Raw genomic sequence first — 18,081 nt, forward strand, 5'->3', positions numbered from 1 at the left:
TTTGTATGGCTATATTCGCTATATCACACATCTATATTTCTCTTGGTCTGGCAATATATTTTGTTATTTTTGTACCAGTATGTACGTTGAAACACAACGCTATTGTGCATCGAGACCGTACAAATAATCGTGATGGACGACACAGATTCCACCCAGCAAGTTGTCGACCTGCTTCGAGAAGCATACGCTGACGAGATGGAGACCGTAATGAATTATCAGACGAACGCTATCGTGCTTGATGGCGTTCGGGCCGAGGAAATCAAGGAAAGTCTGCAACAAGATATTCAAGAAGAGTTGACACACGCTGAACAACTCGGACAGCGACTCAAGCAACTCGGCGCACGTCCACCGGCGTCATCGGAGTTCACCGCCCGCCAAGATTCGCTTCAGCCACCAGAAGATTCAACCGATGTCCTCGCCGTGATTAATGGCGTCTTGGATGCCGAAGAAGATGCAGTTGCGACATACAACGGGTTGGTTGACGCCGCCGAAGCAGCAAATGACCCGGTTACTGAAGACCTCGCAGTAACGATTCTCTCTGATGAAGAAGCCCACCGGACTGAGTTCCGTGGCTTCAAGAAAGAATATCAGAACGACTGAACCTCGCCAGAAGATAGAATCCACTGTTCAGGTTACTGTAGATTAGCTTGCGGTTGACGAGAAGGCCCAAATCAATCCAATCACTAGACTCGATGAGGTGGTCGTATTCTGGCATAGAACACTGGAAAGTACGACACCTCACTCTTATCTTAACACGACTGATCCACCCGTCATAGCTTATTTTCCACCTCTATTCGAGGGGCCGGAGCAACTATTATGTTATCGCCAGATGACATTGGTTCATGGTCTCAACAGACACAGCCGAGCAGACAGAAAATACACAGTCTGAGCTGACACAGACAGGAACGCCAGCAGACTACGAGTATTACAAGTCGGTACTTGCTGACCAAGAGTTTCCGTGTGCATTCGTTGACAGAGATCGACTGTCATCTAACGCCGACTCTATCGAAGACCGTGCAGACGGGACACAGGTTCGTATCGCTAGCAAATCAATCCGTTCACGGGCAGTTCTCGACCGAATTCTCGATGAAAGCGACTGTTTTGATGGAATAATGTGTTACTCTGGGCGGGAGGCAGCGTATCTGGCTGCATACGGCTTCGAGGACCTACTGGTAGCGTATCCGGTGTATCAAAAGAGCGAGATTGCGGGAGTTCGTGACGCAAATGAAGCAGGTGCGACCGTCACAGTGATGGTCGATTCAGAAGATCATGTCAAACGGCTGTCTGATTTTGGTGAAGCGTTTGGCACATCGTTCGAACTCTGTATCGATATCGATTTATCGACGAAACATTTTGGAATGCATTTCGGTGTCTACAGGTCTGGCATCCGGGATGCTGAGGCTGCACTCTCTTTGTGTGAGACAATCGACACGCTTCCCTCCGTCACACTCTCAGGGATGATGGGGTATGAAGCACAACTTGCTGGGATTCCTGATCGGTCGCCGGCGAATGGCCGAGTCAAAAACGCCGTATTGCGTGCGCTGAAACGTCGTTCTCGCCAGCTTGTCCGCCGCCGTCGGGTTGATATTGTGGAGGCAGTTGTTGACGCGGGCTACGATCTGCAGTTTGTCAACGGCGGTGGAACCGGCACAATCGAGTTTACAACACAGGACCCGACTGTAACCGAGATAACAGTTGGTTCTGGGTTCTATTTCCCGGCACTGTTTGATTACTATGACCGGTTTGAACACAAGCCTGCAGCTGGGTTCGCGGTTGCTGTTGCCCGTAACCCAGACTCCGGAATCTACACCTGTCGTGGTGGTGGATATATTGCATCCGGCCCACCAGACGTGGGACGGCAACCGGCACCGTGGTTCCCTGAGGGAGTTGAACTACGCAACTCAGAGGGAGCTGGTGAGGTCCAGACACCGGTGCTGTACGACGGCACCCTGTCACCGGGCGACCCGGTCTTTTTTAGACATGCGAAGGCGGGTGAACTCTGTGAACAGTTCGAGTCTCTGCACGTACTCTCGGAGGGAGAAATTGTCAAGACAGTCCCGACATACCGCGGCGACGGACGGTGTTTCTTATGAAGCGCTGGCAAAACTGGTCGGGAACAGTGTCGGCAACGCCACAACAGTTCAGCCAGCCCGAAACAGAACCAGCAATCCAATCCCTTGTCTCAACGGCCACAGAGAATGGAGATACTGTCCGGGTCGCTGGTAGCGGTCACTCCTTTACACCGGTCGTTCCCAGCAATGACCAGTTGCTCTCACTTGAACGCTATACAGGAGTTGTCGATGTGGACCGTAATAGCATGGAGGTAACAGTCAAGGCAGGAACGACACTCTCAATGCTGAACAGCGACCTCAGAGAGCGTGGGCTTGCACTCGCAAACCTCGGCGACATCGATCACCAGACCGCTGCAGGAGCTTTCTCGACGGGAACACACGGCACTGGATTGCAGTTCGGTGTGTTGGCAAACCAAATTACGGCTATTCGCTTGGTAACAGCCGATGGAACTGTCGAGTGGATTCAGCCAGATGAGGAACAACGCTTTCGTGCTGCACAAGTGTCACTCGGTGCCTTGGGCGTCATTACAGCTTACAAAATCAACGTCCAGCCGGCCTATGACCTCTGTCTGCGTCGCCATCGCTTGCCGGTATCGGAGGTTCTCGACAACATCGAGCAGTTCCACGAGGACCACCGAAGCTGGGAGTTTTTCTGGTTTCCACATACTGACACTGCGATTGTCAAAACATTTGACGAGGTGCCGCCCGGAACGAGCCCTGCCTCGACAGACGGGGCGATTGCAGAGACACTCGACAGTGTCGGAACACGTGTCGAGAACGCCGTATGGGAAGGGATTTGTCAGCTTGGAACCCGATTCCCCCAGACGGCACGTACCGGAACCAGACTTATTTCGCGGACACTATCGGAAAAAGCAGCGGTCGGTCCAAGTCACGAAATCCTTGCCAACGACCGTGAAGTGCGTTTTCGTGAGATGGAGTATGGTCTCCCTGCGGCTGTCGTACCAACCGTGTTCCGGGAGTTGCGTTCGTACATCGAAGAGTCTACTCTTCCAGTCCAGTTCCCGATTGAGTGTCGGTTTGTCGGTGCCGACGAACCCTATCTCAGCCCTGCCTACGGTCGAGATACTGGGTTTATTGCCGTCCACGCTTATTATAAAAAGGACCTCTCAAACTACTTCGAGTTCTGTGAGCGACTGTTCTCAGAAAACAGTGGACGTCCCCACTGGGGCAAAGAACACACAAAGACCACAGAGTATCTTGCCAACAGCTATCCGGAGTGGGAGTCCTTCCAGACAGTACGAAACGACTGTGACCCCAACGGCATCTTCACCAACTCTTATCTAAGCGAGATATTTGGAACAGCATGAGACCAAGAGACAGCCAGGACCTGAACGGGGAGCGGTTCTACTCCGAAACCACGAGAGCCGAACTATTTTGGGCTTGAATCCCGGAATGAAGCTATGAAACTTTCCGCTGTTGCTCTCTCACCAGTGCCAAGCGACGGGACTGCTGCTGACGCGTACGCGAATACCGTCGAACTCGCTCAGCAGGCTGAATCGCTTGGTTATACGCGGTTTTGGGCTGCCGAACACCACGGGATGGCCGACACACTGGCGGGGACAACCCCGGAGGTACTGTTGGGTCACCTCGCCGCCGAGACAACGACCATCAGGCTTGGCACAGGAGCAGTGCTCCTGAACCATTACAGTCCATTCAAAGTCGCAGAGCAGTTTGGAGCGTTGGATGGGCTAGCACCGGGCCGCATCGATGCGGGGCTTGGCCGGGCCAACGGCTCACCGGCGGCTGACCGTGCGCTTGGAACGAATCGACGGGTCGAGAACCCAGACGACGACCACGCCGAGAAAATCGAGGCTGTCGTCAACCATCTTTACGATGCGTTCCCTGCGGAACATGCTTACAGCGACCTTTCTGTTCCCCACTCAGGGGCCGACCGTCCTGTTCCATGGGTGCTTGGGTCGAGTCCGTCGAGTGCAAAAGTTGCTGCCAATCTTGGATTGGGCTACTGTTTTGCTGCCTTTATCCGACCGCAACTTGCTGAACGGTCGTTTGAGGTGTACCGGGATGAATTCCAGGCGTCGCCGCTTCCGGGAGGGTGTCAGGAACCAAACGGAATAATAGCAATGAACGCGGTCAGCGCAGAGACTGATAAAAAAGCGGCGCGCCTTCGAGCGGTTGCAAAGGCATCGTACAAACGCATGCAACGGGGTGATATCGGGGCACCGTCATCGGTTGCTGCGGCCATCGATGAACTCGGTTCGGTGCCGGAACCAACACCTGAACAACTTGGTGATTCGGAGTGGCCCCGAGTGGTTTCAGGAAGTCCAGAAACAGTTGCTGGCCTCCTCGAACAGCTTGCCGACCGAGTTAATGTCGACGAAGTTATGATTCAACACGTCGTTGCCGACCACGAGGACGCGCTCCAGTCGCACGAATTACTGGCCGAGGGTGTTGGCCTCTCTGAGCGATAAGGTCACTGCCAGAGTTGGGTCTGTGTCCTCACGCTACCTGTGCGTGTTCTAAGCCTTTATCGGTAATCCGGCTTCGAATGTTTTCAGCACGGCTCTGTACACGAGAGACGTAACGGATGATTTTCCCGGGCTGGACACCCATGAACGACCCGACCCACTGTTCGTCGATAGATGGCTGCGTCATAAAATAGGCAGCAAGTGTATCGCGGCCAGCCTGGATGATAACCGGTGGAACCCCTCGTTCGCCTGTTCGCGCTTCTTCAAAGCCATTGACATCGAAATAGATGTCAACGTACAGCTCAGCCTTTTCGGGGTCCGAGAAGCTGATGCCTTCGTGTTTGGGTGCTTCGAACCAATAGTTCTTCTCGTCACTCCCGAGAGATTCGAGAATGCAAACGTCCATGGGGTACTCCCGGAAGACCTGACTGTCGGTGTCAGATTCAGCTGTAGGCATACATCCATCTGACTTCTTCGAGTATATGAACTTGTGTATGAATACTATGTAAGACCATATTCAACACAGAGTTCTCTGGTTGGGTGTGTGTACATATATAGAGCGAAGGCAGAGTTAGATCGTGTCAGTCAATCGCCAACAAAGAGTGTTAGATAGTAGGCATGCCGGAGGTGGTATATAGCAGTATAGAACCAAACGGTTCAGAGTTAACTGGCGTACCGGGATATAGCCCTATTATAAGCCCTTTTTAAGCTGATACTGGCTCTATTCAATCGCATGGACCTCTCGAGACGGAATTTGATGCAAGTCTCAGTGGCCGCCGCAGTCGGTGCGGGTGCCACTGGCGCCACAACGGCACAGAAAGATCGGAGCGGCAGAGAGACCGATGATGATGATACGCTAACGGCCCAGGCACCGACCGTTGTCGGTGATATCAAACGCTTCTCGACAACCGCGTTCGGGGCAGAGATGACCGGCCCGTTTGTATTCAATGACGGCACGCTCTTACACAGCGTCCAACACCCAAGCCGGGAAAACCCGGACCCATGGGACAAGGCAGGTGTCGGCTACTACAAGGACTTTCAGTTCGATTTCGATGGCGGGAACGAGGACTTTACCGAACCCTCACCCCCAGAGGGGACTGAACAAGACTACCCCCGGGCCGCCAACATTGAGTTCGAGTACCTGATAACAGAGGGCGAACCAATCAATGGCGGGACTGAGCGATGGGGCATTACTCAGACCCCAGAAGGGAGAGACGTTACAGCGGATAGCTTCGCGGGCACTACCTATGGGGAATCCGGGTATAATCCCGATGCTAACCATTTTGTTTCGACAAATGAGGAGGAGACGAAGGGATTTCTCTTTACAAATGACGAGAATAGTCCGGGCAACGTCATGCGAACACCGGTCGAACGGACCGACGACGGCAAATGGGAAGCAGACGCCGACAACGCAATCAATACGGTCAATACCACGCAGTTCCGTAAGTTAGGCGGCACACGCATCAACTGTTATGGCGACCTGAGTCCGTGGGAGACACCGATTTCCTCAGAAGAGCACTACGGTCATCCGAGAGTGGGTTTTACACAAACCATCAGCGACATCGAGGAGGCTGGCACTGGAGCGGGACTCAGCGCGGCAGCACACTTCTGGAACCGCCCGAACCCGGTAACCATTCAGGACGCTGTCAACGCCTACGATGAAGTCGACAGCTGGTATGTCCAAGGGTACTGGAATCTTGTTGGTGTTGAACACCTTGCGTACTACCTCGGCGCTGAGACAGTTCAAGCCGGAGATGACAACCCGCGTACCCCGATTAACGAAGCCTATCCAAACCCGTACCGCTACGGATACCACGTCGAAATTCAGGACCCGGCGGCACCTGCCGACGAAATTACCCCAGTCAAACATTATGTGATGGGCCGAGCTGCCTGGGAGGCCCCTGATTTGCTTCCCGATGAACAGACAGTGTATGGCTGTTCGGATGGTGATAGCAAAGGAGTCTACAAGTTTGTCGCCGACGAGCCAATCCCGAGCTATGATGACCCGATGGATGTTGCGGGAACGCTGTATGCTATCAGTGTCACCAACGAGGAAGCGTCCTCTGGAAAATCTCCTGCCGAGGTACCGCTTGAAGTTGAGTGGATCAAGCTCGGTCATGCGAGCAACCAAGAGGTCGAATCTTGGATCACCGAATACGACGATGTTACACAGGTAGACTATCTCGAAAGCCACACCGATTGGAGCGAAGGTGACGACGTTACCGAAGAAGTTCTCAAGCAGGCAGATCTAACAGTTATCGAGGACGGCAACCAGGATTACATCCCTCGTGAGGCTGTTCTCGAATGGGCACGTCAGTGGGAAGAAAACGGCCCCGATGGCGTCGACGAAGAGCTACGTAAAATTCCCTTCCTAGAGACGCGAGCCGCAGCCAAAGAAGCCGGCGCGTCCATCGAATTCAACAAGGCTGAAGGGGTTGACAGTGCGGATGGCGCGAAGCCAGGTGACTACATCTACTTTGGCATCTCAGAGTTTAACGATAACCTTGCCGGGCCAACCAACGATGGTGGCGACATCGCCCTAGAGCGGGTTGACGGCGGCGTCGTCTACCGGGCAGAACTCGAATCCGATTACAACGTTTCCCGGTTCGAACCGATTATTGTCGGGCCAGACTTCACCAAAGAAGAAGCAATGGCGGATGTCGATAACAGTCTTCGAAACGTTGACAACGTCTACGCGATGCGTGATGGCCGCGTGCTCTGCTGTGAAGACGGCTGGCGTGGTGGTAACAGAAGCTACCCGAATGACGGAATGTACGTCTATCAACCACCGCAACCCGATGGCTCCGATGGGTCTGCATCTCAAGAAAAACAGGAAAGCAGCGACAGTTCAGACACCGACGACAGCAGCGACAGTTCTGACACCGATGACAGCAGCGAAGCAGACTCAGCCACTGGCAACAACAGTTCCGAAACGGACACTGAGAGCGACAACAGTTCCGAGGAACCCACAGACAGTTCCGGGGATTCAGACGACGATTCCGAAAGCACTACCAGTAACGACAAAACAGAAAGCAGTGACGATGATGGTGCCGGCTTCGGTATCGGCGGCGGTGTTGCAGGCGTTGCCGGCGTCGGCTATCTGTTGAAAAACCGCTTCAGTGACAAAGTAGACGACAAGCCCGAGCAGTAACTGGCGCGTGACTCTGGTAAAGAAGGCGTTTTTTGAGACTATCGCTTCTTTAGAATGTACTTTCTCTTCGGAGAGTATCCGTTCCGGTGGCGGACTGAAGACACCAACACAACAGTACAGACAGACGACACTTCACAAGAGACTGCGAAGTGTCTCTTCTTTCATAGAGACGGCGTGGACCTTCCCACAGTCGTCACAGTATCTCGCAGTTGGCGAAACGAAAAGTAGTGGCGTTTCGAACTGTGAGTGGCCCCGTTATTCGAGCTGGTGATAATCGAGTTCGTGTCCTTCATCAAGTGCTTCCTGGACAGCCGGGCTTGGGGTACCAACAGGTTCGGTATGGCTCGTCATACCACCAAGGTCGGCCATCTCGAAGTAGATATTCTTCTGGAAGTCAGAGTCGATTTCGGGGTAGTCACGGCGGTAGTGTGCCCCGCGTGATTCGGTACGCTGTAATGCACCACGAAGCACTGACTCCGCAATGGTAATCATGAAGCCGATATCGACTGCAAACTCGAATGAGTCGGCTGTCATGGGCCCGACACGCATCTCTTTTGTCTGCTGTCGAACCTCTGCAAGACGGTCGAGGCCGGCTTCGAGTGTCTCTGTGTCGCGAAGAATTCCTGCGTGGTTCCACATGAGGTCCTGTATTTCGGTGAACACAGCCATAACGTCGTACTCGCCGTCGCGGTCTGCCATCTCACTCAAGTCTCCAAAATGTGGTTCGGCGACAGACCTGACGAGACGGGTAGGGACCGTGCCGGGGCCGTCAACACGCTGTGCGATTTGTTCACCGGCGACAGCGCCGAACGCGACGGTTTCCGCGAGGGAGTTCCCGCCGAGCCGATTTGCACCGTGGACACCTGCCATAGTTTCACCAATCGCATACAGCCCGTCGACGCTCGTCTCGCCGTACCTGTCGACGGCGACCCCACCCATCCCATAATGTGCAGTCGGCGCGACTTCAACCGGCTCGGATGCCATATCGACACCAAGCTTTTGGAACCGTTCGTACATTCGGGGGAGTCGTTCACGGATGAACGCCCGATCCCTGTGGGAGAGATCAAGATAGACGCCGCCGTTGTCGGTTCCCCGGCCGTTCGCTACTTCTTCCGCAATTGCCCGAGCAACGACGTCCCTTGCATCGAGTTCCATTTGGTCCGGTGAGTACCGTTCCATAAACCGCTCGCCATCAGCGTTGAAAAGCCGGCCACCTTCGCCACGGACTGCCTCAGTGACAAGCCGTCCACTCCATGGCTCCCACTCGGGGTCGTTTTCATCGACAGCCATCCCGGTCGGATGGAACTGGACGAACTCCATATCCATCAGTTCGGCTCCCGCAGCGTACGCCAGCGCTGGGCCATCGCCGTTGTTTTCGTCATCGCGGGACGTGTGCCGGTTGTACGTCGCTGCGTAACCTCCTGCGGCAAGTACGACCGTACCAGCGTTGAACAACAACAGATCACCGCTTTCCATATCGAAGCCGGCGGCACCGTGGAGCTGGTCGCCGTCGGAGAGGAGTTTGGTGATCATCACGTTTTCACGGTACGGGATTTCAAGCTCTTGTGCCCTGTCAACTAGTGTGTTAAGCATTGATTCACCGGTATGATCGCCAGCAAAGGCGGTCCGGCGAAACGACTGGGCACCGAAAAAGCGCTGGTCGATGTCTCCACCATCAGTCCGAGAGAAATCCATTCCCCACTCGTCAAGTTCACGGAGTCGGTCGGGCATCTGTTTTGTGACCGTCTCCACTTTGTTTGGGTCGTTGACGAAGTGACCCTCGTTAAGCGTGTCAGCGGCGTGGATCGCCCACGAGTCTTCCGGGTCTCGGGTCCCAAGTGCACCGTTGATACCTCCGCGAGCCCAAGTTGTGTGAGCATCACCGTGATTGCGCTTACCTAATACGAGCACGTCGTCGACACCCCGTTCAGCAAGTTCAATGGCTGTCCGAGCACCCGCCCCACCGGCACCGATGACGAGTACCGATACGTCGATATGTTCGGATGCAGGTTCTCGGCGCTTGTCATCCGCAGTCATCTCTGAGCTACGCATACTTTGCGCTAAGGAATTGGTACTTAATAGGGTTGCGCGCGTGTGCGCGCGTGTGGAACAGCGCGTTTTTGTTGCTGGGAGCACTAGCTACTGTAGTGACTCACGACCGGGTTCACGCACAGGAGCCAACTCACCACCGCGAGCGGTGGTCGGTTGGAGTCGTTTCAACTATTCGAGAACAAGATGGCCACTGTATCGTGACAGTCAACCCTGAAGCCGGAGGTTCTGTCGAGCTTGTTGTCACGTTGGCAGTCCGAGAGTTATTTGTAAGTCGATTAGAGATCGGAGACGAGGGTTCTCCTGTCGGAGAGCAAGTCTGGTTTCGGAAATATGGTGGGCAGTCATAGAGACAAGCGACAACAAAAAGCCGGAACGCCCGAGAGCAATCGTGCGTGTCCCATTGGCTGAGCCGCTACGTTTAGAACGGCGGGTTATAGTTTTCGTACTCTGTCATTTCCGACATCTCATCGGTTTTTGACGGCATGACAGCTGTGTCCGTCCCGTCTGCACGAACTACGTTGACACCTTCGACACCGTCGACGTTCTCTGGGAGACGGCTCTCGATTGCGTTCATCGTCATTGGCGCGATGCCACAGCCAGAGCAGGCACCACCGATTGCGACTGTTACGCGACCGGAGTCCATATCGACATCTTTGATCTCAACGGAGCCGCCGTGTTGCTGAATCTGTGGCACGTTATCTGTCAGGTACTGCTGGGTCTGGTGTTTGAGGTCTTGTGAGCTCATTACAAATATCCATTCACTCGATAGTGTCATAAATATGTGGTTTTTTCGCATGCCCAAAAACCCAATAAGAATAGGTATTAGCGGCACATTTTCAATATTCAGAAAGAACATGCACGAAAGCAGAACAATTTCGCACTGCCTAAACAGTTGAGTCGTCGCGGGTCTACAGTGTCAAGAGACAGAATGTCATATCATCACAGAAGAAAATAGCTACGCAGTAGATCGTGGGTCGAGAACACCCGGTTCCGCTCAGTCGTCGTCTTGTTGTGGTGAGGACATTTCTGTCGGACCGACCGAGAAGACAAACTCGTGTTCTTGTTCCGTCTGGAATCGTCCCAGAATATCACGAAGCGGGCGAGCGTATCGTTGGAGTGCGTTTGCCCGTTCAGAGACAGCGTTAAGCTCGGCGGCTTGTTCTTCAGCAGCGCCGGCAACCTCTTCTGCTTCAGTCATTGTCTGTGAAGTTAATTCTTCAACCGTATCAAGCTGACCGGCTGTTTGTTCTAGCTGCTCGCTCATTTTCTGCATCTGAGTGTCGCTGTATCTGGTTTCCAACTCGGCTGCCATCGCAGCTATTCTATTGAGATCTTCGATAATTACCTCAATTTGTTCTTGTTGCTCATAGGCATCGTCAGAGATCTTCTGGATTGAATCCGCAACCTGCTCACTTGCTTCACGGACAGTGAGAGCGCTCTGCTCAACTTCTGCGCCAGATTCTTCTACTTCATCGACGTAGCCCTGAAGTTGCCCTGTGGTCTTTTCAAGCTCATTTACCATGTCGTTGAACTCCTCGGCAATACGATCCATAGACTCTTCCCGATCACCACTCATCCGCTGGGTCATATCGCCGTTACTTACGTCTTGCATTACCTCTGAATACTCGTCAGCTTTCTTCTGGAGGTGGTTAGCAAGTTCTTCGGCCTCAACACGGGCTACTTCTGCTTCCCGCTGTGCTTTCTCAGCTTCTTCGATTCGGTCTTTCAGCTTGGTCCGCATTGCATCGAATGTTTCGAACAGTTCGCCGAGATCGTCGTCACGTGAGCTTTGGATTTCGGTATCGAGATTTCCGTCACGTAGCTCGGCGGCATCATCGGTAAGTTCTGAGATGGATTTGACCGTAGGGCGTTCAATGACAAGAGCAAATGCCAATAGCATCAGACCGAATGCACCAAGCAAAAGGAAGAGATGTTGTCTCACGCTTGAAGCGAGGTTATAGAGATGGCTAGGTTCTGCAAAGGAGACGACCGCCCATCCGTTTTCTGTCTGATCGTAGCTAACTACCGCTTTTTGACCTGCTCCTGCTTTATCGCCACCGAGTGTGGTGACACCACTTGTCCCATCAAGTGCGTTCTTAACCGCTGGTGACCTGCCATCTTCAACGTGTGACTTCCCAATCATCTCTGGGTTTTCAGTGTCCAACACAACAGTGCCATCAGCATTAACGAGTCGCGTTTGCGAATCTGGAACGACGGTATCGAGTGTATCGAGGAAAGCGGTCGCAGTAAACTCTCTGACCAATACGCCGTCAGTGCCCTGATGGTCAAGTGGTGCCATAAAGACCCACGAGGATTGGTCACCGTCTTGTCTGAAAAACACAATTGGTTCCTGTGTGTTCCATACCTGTCGTGCACCCTGATACCCCATGTTCCCAAGTTGTTTATTTCGGAACTTACCCGGGTCAGATGTTGCAACAATCTTTCCAAAGTCACCGGCGTCAGAAGATGCACGAACCTCGCCACCAACATCTGCGTAATGCATTCGCCTGATGTCTTCATCTATCGAAAGGGCAGAAAGTTCAGTTTCTAAATTCCCAAGGTCAGGTTCAGATTCGAGGGCGTTTGCGATTTCCTCGGTAAAGCCTAACTCCTGTTGGAGATTCGTATCTGTGAAGTTGGCCTGAATCTTACTCTGTTCTTCAAGACTTGCTTCCTGGTCGGTCCGGACTTCGCTGTCGATAGTCGTAAACATGAACCCACCGACGACTGCCCCAACAATCAGGACAGCAACGAACCCGAGCGCAACTTTACTACTGTAGCTTTTCCGTGGATCAAGTGTGGTGTTTATCTTCATTGTATCTTATACGTTAGTTTTTATTTGCGTGACTGTTCTCGAACCCGCTTTCATCGTTGTTTCCCTGACTTCTCGGTTAGGTACACAATCCGTCCGCTCACGCCATGCTTGCCTGTTTGATCGCGTCTATCTCGCTTTTGAACGTCTCCCAGTTTGCCAGAATTGGCTCCCAGTCGGGGAACACCAGCTGTTTTGCCTGCTCACTGTTTGTTGGGACAATCTCCGCAAGCTCGCTGGGGTACTCGGTGTTCTGGTTGGTATACATCCCTGGGCTGCTTTTAGCCCACTTGGTCTGCGTCTCAGCACTGAGCAAGAAATTGAGGAAATGTTCACCCATTCGACGCCGTCCGCGGTCTTCGGAACCTCGAACAACGGTCCAGTGGTTGAGAAATGCAGGCGAATTTTTCGGCGTCGTATGAGAGAGTTCTGAGCTCTGGAAGTCGATATCGTAATGAACTTGTTCCAGATACCACTGCGCAATATCAATTTGGCCGTCATCGAACATAGTCCAGATATCATTTCCGGACGTCGCCCAGCCCGAGATATTCAGTTCAGCAAACGCATCCCACACAGCATCGATGTTTCCGTTGTAGATTTCGCTTGCTCCAGTTTCTGAGTCCATTCCGATTGCAACCGCATGCATTGGAAACGCCCAGAACCCGTAATCAAGCCCAATACCGTTGGTCCCTTGTGCGGCGGGGAAAACATCAGCCCATGTTTCAATCTCTGAATCTAAATCGCTACGGTGAACGATGGTACAGGGAGCGCCGTCAACTGGAACCCCGCGCGCTGTCGGACGGAAGTTCCGGTAATAGTCCAGAACATTATCGAGTTGTGGAACGTTTTCTTGACGGACTGGATGAATCAAATCGTTATTTTGTGCGGTTTGGAACGTGGAACCCTCGGTAATTGAAACGTCAATTTTCTCTTCAGGGTCCGCCATCGTACCGGTGATATCATCCCAACCTGTTTTGACGTTCAACACGGCTCCTGTCTGTTCTTCGTAAAGTGGTTGGACTGTACTTTTAAACCGGTCCGCATAGTTTCCGCTCCAGATCAAGACATTCAAGCGCTTCCCGGTGAAGTCTAGTTTGTCATTACTGTCGGTTGCCTGTCCATTATTTTCTGTGGCGTCCGTCTCTTTTCCGGGGTCACTGTCGGTATTGTCGTCCGGGTCATCACTGCCACCACTAACACAGCCTGAAAGGGCCACTGCTGTCGTAGCTGCTCCTGCTAGAAATGTCCGCCGACGGACTGTATTGCTCTGGTTGCGCTCGCTGTGTTTGGTTGAACGCATGGGTTGTTCTCAGTAGTTGGTAATTGCTCGGTAAATATATTTTCATGTAAGATCCGTTTAAAATCAGTTACGTTGTTATTACCTTACACGGACCGTGATCTATTCATATAAGATATAAAGTATGGCATAAGTAGTCTCTTTAAGCTGTATTCTTGGTCGGGTGTAAGATAACTAATATTTAGAACTGGTCAATAACGAAAAACACAGTAGGTTGTCATTCACTACCACAGAATATAGACTATTCGATGTCTTTTGAGTATTGATTTTGGAAGAGGCATGCTATAACAAACGCTACTAACGGAGCGATTTTCGTGTCTGTCTGTGGACACACCGTTCAAGAGGGCACTGTCTAGTTCTGGATGACCTCAGCTGGCGTTCGACCGTCGAGTGCTTGGTTTGGCCGTTCGTGGTTGTAGTGGTGTCTGAAGCGTTGTAACCACTGTTTCGCGCTGGATTGACTGCCCCTCCAGAAGGAGTGGAAGCGGTCGATCCGCATGGTCACAGTCTGGAACCACTTTTCGATGTGGTTCCGGATTCGGTAATCGAGCCGACCGCTCAAATCATGGCGTGAAAGGGCAGTCAGATAGCCGCCAGCATCGACGAGAAACACTGAATCGGCGACATCGTGTTTCTCGATGAGCCGGTGCAGGAACGCCGCGGCGGGGTCAGTCCCACGGCGACTGAACACGTCGATTTCGAGCAGTAATTTTGACTCTGTGTCGATCGCCGCAAACAGCCACTTCTTTTCGCCGTCAACCTTGATCTGTTTCTCGTCGACCGCGACCCGCGACGGCGACGCCGTCGGCGGGTCGCTCTGTGCTTCAGACAGTGTATGAACCCAGTTCCAGACAGCACCGTGTGACCGATCGACACCCAGTAGGTCTAAGATGGCGACCGTCTCCCTGATCGACAGCCCAGCCGTATGGAGACGCACTCCAAACCGCCGGACGGGTGTCGGGGTGCGCTCGTTCTCCCAAACGTCTTGGCTGTCCTCCGCTAACGTTTCGTTGAGCAGGTCTGCGAGTGACATAGACACCGCTCACTATGACCTGCTCACTTCTCAATCCCTCAACTAGACAGTGCCTTCAAGAGCGTCGTAACCACGTTCTATCATTTCACCGGCTGGGAACGATTGACTGAAAGCGATTGTCGAGTCGTAATTGGCCTGATAGAGACATTCTAGGAGAGTATTTCCGTCCATCGTAGAGTCGAGCTATCCACGATAAAGACAGAGGACAGAACTATTCGTGAAGAGTCAAACGACGACTATGCTTGGATATCCAGCAATGAACCGTAGCCTCCGTGAAAAAGACCCGCCACGGCGGTGTAACCGCGATATGCGCAAACAGACTTGGGAACAAAAAGGACTCTCGTACGCAGGTGAGCTGGCCGAGCAGAACTTTGCTGACCTGCGGTCGATTCTACAGTGGAATCTTGCCCACGATATCGGATTTTACCGGTGTAGTTCCACGCTCGTTCCCTGGAACTCGGCGTTCGATATCGCCGACCTCCCGAATTTCGAGCGAATCCGTTCTCTCGCTCGCGACTGTGGCAAGCTGGTGAAATCGAACGACATGCGACTAACATTCCACCCGAGCCACTGGTGTAAGCTCGCAAGCGAGTCAGAAGACACGGTCGCCCGATCGGTCGAGTCGGTCACCCACCACGGTCGGTGGCTCGATATGATGGACCTTCCGCGGTCGCCGCGATACGCTATCAACGTCCACATCGGCGCACATTACGGGGATAAAGACGCCACGGCCGACCGCTTCTGTGATGTCATTACGGGTCTGCCAGCACGTGCCCGAGAGCGACTGACAGTTGAGAATGACGACACAGAGTCACTGTGGGGCGTCGAAGAGCTCGTCGACAGTGTCGCAGCTCGAATAAATGTGCCAGTTACCTTCGATTACCACCACCACACGTTCACCAGTCGCGGACTTACCTATCGAGAAGGGTTCAATTTGGCACGCAACACATGGGGAGAGATACGACCGATAACACACTACTCCGAGCCAGCATCCCTACACGGCGATACGTCGGCTCGTCCACAGAAACACGCTGAGAGTGTCGCTACGCTTCCAGAGTGGTTACGCAAAGAGTCGGACGTGATGGTCGAATCCAACGGGAAAGAACAGTCCGTGCTCAGTGTCCGCGAAGATTAGTAACGGTCCTTGGTTGTCTCTTCGCGTATCGTACTGGACCGTCAAGCGGGGCCAAGGGCAGCGATGTCCGCTCCAACAGTCGCTCTGGCGTCGGCTGGATTCGGCTCGCTGTCGGATAGATGTGTCCACTCGTGTTCTGGAATAGTCGAAAGCAATCCATTTATCGCCGGAGAGTACGGCGTAACCGGCTCTGTTCTCGTGGCATTAGTCCAGATATGCTCGATGACGGTCATCGAGTCGATGCGGACTTCAATAGCTGTTGGGTTGTAGTGTGTGACCAGCGCCTGTAATCCAAGCTGGAGCGCAGCGTATTCTGCAATGTTGTTGTCAACAGGAGAGCCGACTGGCCGTCCGAGCCGAGCGATATCGGTGTCGTTCCGTTGAATAACCGCACCCGCTCCGGCGGGGCCAGGGTTGCCACGAGAGCTTCCGTCAACATACAAGACGAGGTGTGAGTCATCGGTGTCACATTCAGACGAGATGGTTGGCGGTCCAGCAGCCAGTACCGCATCGAGCGCAGTCCATCTCTCGTCGTCGGTTGTCTGTGGAGCAAACAGGCCACCAAACCCCGGAACAGCGGCGTCGATGGCATCGATAGTTGGCGTGAGTTCGTACCCATAGAGCGCCAAGACCTCGTCAACACGCGCGGCCAGCGGTGAGAGGGTTTCGGCTGGGAGGATATCCATTGGACCTTCCATCAGCTTGCCTCCAGTTGTCTCAGCGTCACAGTATGATTATCAGACGGGTGTAAACAAAAATCCACAGTGTAGAGTCGTTTAAGATGTGCTGATACTCGGCTAGTGCTACGACAGGTCCAACTTTACAGAGTCACTACGTAACTCCGACCAGATGACCGAGTCAGCACTGATCGTAACGCAGACCGCCAGTATAACAGATGGTCTCGTTTCGCTTGTCTCGGCTCAGGGATACGACCAGGTCAGGACGGTCGTGACCGACCGCCCGGAATACGGAGAGTACTACCTCTCACCTGCGACAATCGAACGTGTAGAAAAACAGAGTTCAGCAAAGCTGTTGCTAGTGGTTGATGGGACGCTCCATCCGGGCCAGGCTGTCGATTTGGGAGCGCGGCTTCCGCAGGTGACACTCCGGGACAAACGCAGCACAGTCTGGGAACACCTGAGCGAGGAAAATCCAGTTGCAAGAGCACGGTTCGCGTTACGGCAGGCCCGTCTTACACGCCGTAAAGTGGCCACGGCACAGCGAGATGGAGCGACGAAGAGCCCAACAGGTACAAGCGGTCGTCTTGCCACACGAGAGCAGCAGGTTCAGGAGTGTCAAACGTCGCTCGAAACACAGCAAGAAACAGCCCGCGAACGTGTGGAATCGACCTACAACAGTGTCGACGGCAGAGTCGTGTTGCTCGGGCGAATTGGTTCCCCGACAACTAAACTCTGGAACAGGCTTACTGGGTCCAACGAACCCGCTGGTGCCGGTCGCCCGGCACAGCCAACAACAGCGACAGCAACGGTCGGGCCACATACGCTTGCTGTTGTCGACACACCCGGAATACCGGGGAACGACGACTTCCCGGACTGGTTGCTCGAAACTGTCCCTGGACTGATGGCCTCGGTAAAGCAAGCAACGTGTGTGCTCGGTGTCGGTCACCGCTGTACAGCACTTCATGATGCAGTCTGTGACCAGTTTGCTGTCCAGTGGCGCTCGGTCGAGTCCGCTACGGCGGCTGCAGCCCGTGACGCAGTTCGAGATTGCTTCGAGACAGTAACGTACGCGGTTCAACTGCCATACAGCGATGCTGCACACGCTCTTATAGCTGACCTTCACGACCGAACAACAGTCCACGAAATCGAGTACGGTGATAAAATACAGTTGTGTATCGAAATCTCGCAGACATGGACAGACGAACTCGGCCGTCGAGTATCAACAGTTGGTGGCGAGAGACAGCGCCTCGACGAAGCCAAATGAGAACTTATGTAGCGGGTTACAGTAGGTGTCACTGGACAGCTACCACCGCTGTTGAGTCACAGCAGTAACTGGACCTATCCAAAATAGGAATTAAAACCCAAAGGAGTGAGCGAATCGATGCTTTGGCTGAGGTATGAT

The 18,081-nt window shown here is 53.3% G+C and carries 15 protein-coding genes; 8 read left to right on the top strand and 7 right to left on the bottom strand.

The window, feature by feature from the left end; translation table 11 throughout:
• Window positions 1–132: 132 nt before the first annotated feature.
• The 4 genes from N5098_RS13415 to N5098_RS13430 all read left to right on the top strand — a co-directional run bounded on the left by N5098_RS13415 (window position 133) and on the right by N5098_RS13430 (window position 4,522).
• A complete protein-coding gene (locus tag N5098_RS13415) occupies window positions 133–600 on the top strand; it encodes a ferritin-like domain-containing protein (RefSeq protein ID WP_267638386.1) in 468 nt (155 codons plus the stop codon).
• A gap of 242 nt (window positions 601–842) precedes the next feature.
• Window positions 843–2,093, top strand: coding sequence for an alanine racemase (locus N5098_RS13420; RefSeq protein WP_267638387.1), 1,251 nt, complete (start codon window positions 843–845; stop codon window positions 2,091–2,093).
• Window positions 2,090–3,400, top strand: a complete 1,311-nt coding sequence (locus N5098_RS13425) for a D-arabinono-1,4-lactone oxidase (protein WP_267638388.1) — start codon at window positions 2,090–2,092, stop codon at window positions 3,398–3,400. Before N5098_RS13420 ends, N5098_RS13425 begins: the two co-directional genes overlap by 4 nt.
• Window positions 3,401–3,493: 93 nt before the next feature.
• The gene (locus N5098_RS13430; protein ID WP_267638389.1) at window positions 3,494–4,522 is read left to right on the top strand and encodes an LLM class flavin-dependent oxidoreductase; all 1,029 of its coding nucleotides are present in this window, start codon (window positions 3,494–3,496) and stop codon (window positions 4,520–4,522) included.
• A gap of 28 nt (window positions 4,523–4,550) precedes the next feature.
• On the opposite strand, the gene N5098_RS13435 is transcribed toward N5098_RS13430, so the two are convergent.
• The gene (locus N5098_RS13435) at window positions 4,551–4,976 is read right to left on the bottom strand and encodes a hypothetical protein (protein WP_267638390.1); all 426 of its coding nucleotides are present in this window, start codon (window positions 4,974–4,976) and stop codon (window positions 4,551–4,553) included.
• Between the two features lie 300 nt (window positions 4,977–5,276).
• Here N5098_RS13435 and N5098_RS13440 point away from each other — a divergent pair, with 300 nt between their 5' ends.
• Window positions 5,277–7,670: an alkaline phosphatase PhoX gene (locus N5098_RS13440; protein WP_267638391.1), complete on the top strand. Its 2,394-nt coding sequence runs from the start codon at window positions 5,277–5,279 to the stop codon at window positions 7,668–7,670.
• Window positions 7,671–7,925: 255 nt separating this feature from the next.
• On the opposite strand, the gene N5098_RS13445 is transcribed toward N5098_RS13440, so the two are convergent.
• Window positions 7,926–9,722: an L-aspartate oxidase gene (locus N5098_RS13445; protein ID WP_267638392.1), complete on the bottom strand. Its 1,797-nt coding sequence runs from the start codon at window positions 9,720–9,722 to the stop codon at window positions 7,926–7,928.
• A gap of 95 nt (window positions 9,723–9,817) precedes the next feature.
• On the opposite strand from N5098_RS13445, the gene N5098_RS13450 reads away from it, so the two are divergent.
• Window positions 9,818–10,069 carry a DUF7861 family protein gene (locus N5098_RS13450; protein ID WP_267638393.1) on the top strand — a complete coding sequence of 84 codons (252 nt, stop codon included), beginning with the start codon at window positions 9,818–9,820 and terminating at the stop codon, window positions 10,067–10,069.
• A gap of 71 nt (window positions 10,070–10,140) precedes the next feature.
• Here N5098_RS13450 and N5098_RS13455 read toward each other — a convergent pair whose 3' ends face one another.
• The 4 genes from N5098_RS13455 to N5098_RS13470 all read right to left on the bottom strand — a co-directional run bounded on the left by N5098_RS13455 (window position 10,141) and on the right by N5098_RS13470 (window position 14,864).
• The gene (locus N5098_RS13455; protein ID WP_267638394.1) at window positions 10,141–10,467 is read right to left on the bottom strand and encodes a NifU family protein; all 327 of its coding nucleotides are present in this window, start codon (window positions 10,465–10,467) and stop codon (window positions 10,141–10,143) included.
• Between the two features lie 249 nt (window positions 10,468–10,716).
• The gene (locus N5098_RS13460; protein WP_267638395.1) at window positions 10,717–12,537 is read right to left on the bottom strand and encodes a HAMP domain-containing protein; all 1,821 of its coding nucleotides are present in this window, start codon (window positions 12,535–12,537) and stop codon (window positions 10,717–10,719) included.
• Between the two features lie 97 nt (window positions 12,538–12,634).
• Window positions 12,635–13,834, bottom strand: a complete 1,200-nt coding sequence (locus tag N5098_RS13465) for an extracellular solute-binding protein (RefSeq protein WP_267638396.1) — start codon at window positions 13,832–13,834, stop codon at window positions 12,635–12,637.
• A gap of 349 nt (window positions 13,835–14,183) precedes the next feature.
• Complete coding sequence (locus N5098_RS13470) at window positions 14,184–14,864, bottom strand: IS6 family transposase (RefSeq protein ID WP_267164365.1); 681 nt, start codon at window positions 14,862–14,864, stop codon at window positions 14,184–14,186.
• Between the two features lie 238 nt (window positions 14,865–15,102).
• On the opposite strand from N5098_RS13470, the gene uvsE reads away from it, so the two are divergent.
• Window positions 15,103–15,999, top strand: a complete 897-nt coding sequence (uvsE, locus tag N5098_RS13475) for a UV DNA damage repair endonuclease UvsE (RefSeq protein ID WP_267638511.1) — start codon at window positions 15,103–15,105, stop codon at window positions 15,997–15,999.
• 41 nt (window positions 16,000–16,040) lie between these two features.
• Here the strand turns inward: uvsE and N5098_RS13480 are convergent, their stop codons facing one another.
• On the bottom strand, window positions 16,041–16,697 hold the full coding sequence (locus tag N5098_RS13480) for a ribonuclease HI family protein (protein WP_267638397.1): 657 nt from the start codon (window positions 16,695–16,697) through the stop codon (window positions 16,041–16,043).
• A gap of 151 nt (window positions 16,698–16,848) precedes the next feature.
• Here N5098_RS13480 and N5098_RS13485 point away from each other — a divergent pair, with 151 nt between their 5' ends.
• On the top strand, window positions 16,849–17,943 hold the full coding sequence (locus N5098_RS13485) for a hypothetical protein (RefSeq protein ID WP_267638398.1): 1,095 nt from the start codon (window positions 16,849–16,851) through the stop codon (window positions 17,941–17,943).
• Window positions 17,944–18,081: the final 138 nt, after the last annotated feature.

It is taken from the genome of Halovenus rubra, from assembly GCF_026586665.1.
GTDB lineage: Archaea > Halobacteriota > Halobacteria > Halobacteriales > Haloarculaceae > Halovenus > Halovenus rubra.

Coding starts and splice junctions, on each gene's coding strand:
- N5098_RS13455 (WP_267638394.1), bottom strand. CDS start 10,467: ATGAGCTCACAAGACCTCAAACACCAGACCCAGCAGTACCTGACAGAT.
- N5098_RS13445 (WP_267638392.1), bottom strand. CDS start 9,722: ATGCGTAGCTCAGAGATGACTGCGGATGACAAGCGCCGAGAACCTGCA.
- N5098_RS13470 (WP_267164365.1), bottom strand. CDS start 14,864: ATGTCACTCGCAGACCTGCTCAACGAAACGTTAGCGGAGGACAGCCAA.
- uvsE (WP_267638511.1), top strand. CDS start 15,103: ATGCTTGGATATCCAGCAATGAACCGTAGCCTCCGTGAAAAAGACCCG.
- N5098_RS13480 (WP_267638397.1), bottom strand. CDS start 16,697: ATGGAAGGTCCAATGGATATCCTCCCAGCCGAAACCCTCTCACCGCTG.
- N5098_RS13460 (WP_267638395.1), bottom strand. CDS start 12,537: ATGAAGATAAACACCACACTTGATCCACGGAAAAGCTACAGTAGTAAA.
- N5098_RS13425 (WP_267638388.1), top strand. CDS start 2,090: ATGAAGCGCTGGCAAAACTGGTCGGGAACAGTGTCGGCAACGCCACAA.
- N5098_RS13420 (WP_267638387.1), top strand. CDS start 843: ATGGTCTCAACAGACACAGCCGAGCAGACAGAAAATACACAGTCTGAG.
- N5098_RS13430 (WP_267638389.1), top strand. CDS start 3,494: ATGAAACTTTCCGCTGTTGCTCTCTCACCAGTGCCAAGCGACGGGACT.
- N5098_RS13485 (WP_267638398.1), top strand. CDS start 16,849: ATGACCGAGTCAGCACTGATCGTAACGCAGACCGCCAGTATAACAGAT.
- N5098_RS13440 (WP_267638391.1), top strand. CDS start 5,277: ATGCAAGTCTCAGTGGCCGCCGCAGTCGGTGCGGGTGCCACTGGCGCC.
- N5098_RS13465 (WP_267638396.1), bottom strand. CDS start 13,834: ATGCGTTCAACCAAACACAGCGAGCGCAACCAGAGCAATACAGTCCGT.
- N5098_RS13435 (WP_267638390.1), bottom strand. CDS start 4,976: ATGCCTACAGCTGAATCTGACACCGACAGTCAGGTCTTCCGGGAGTAC.
- N5098_RS13415 (WP_267638386.1), top strand. CDS start 133: ATGGACGACACAGATTCCACCCAGCAAGTTGTCGACCTGCTTCGAGAA.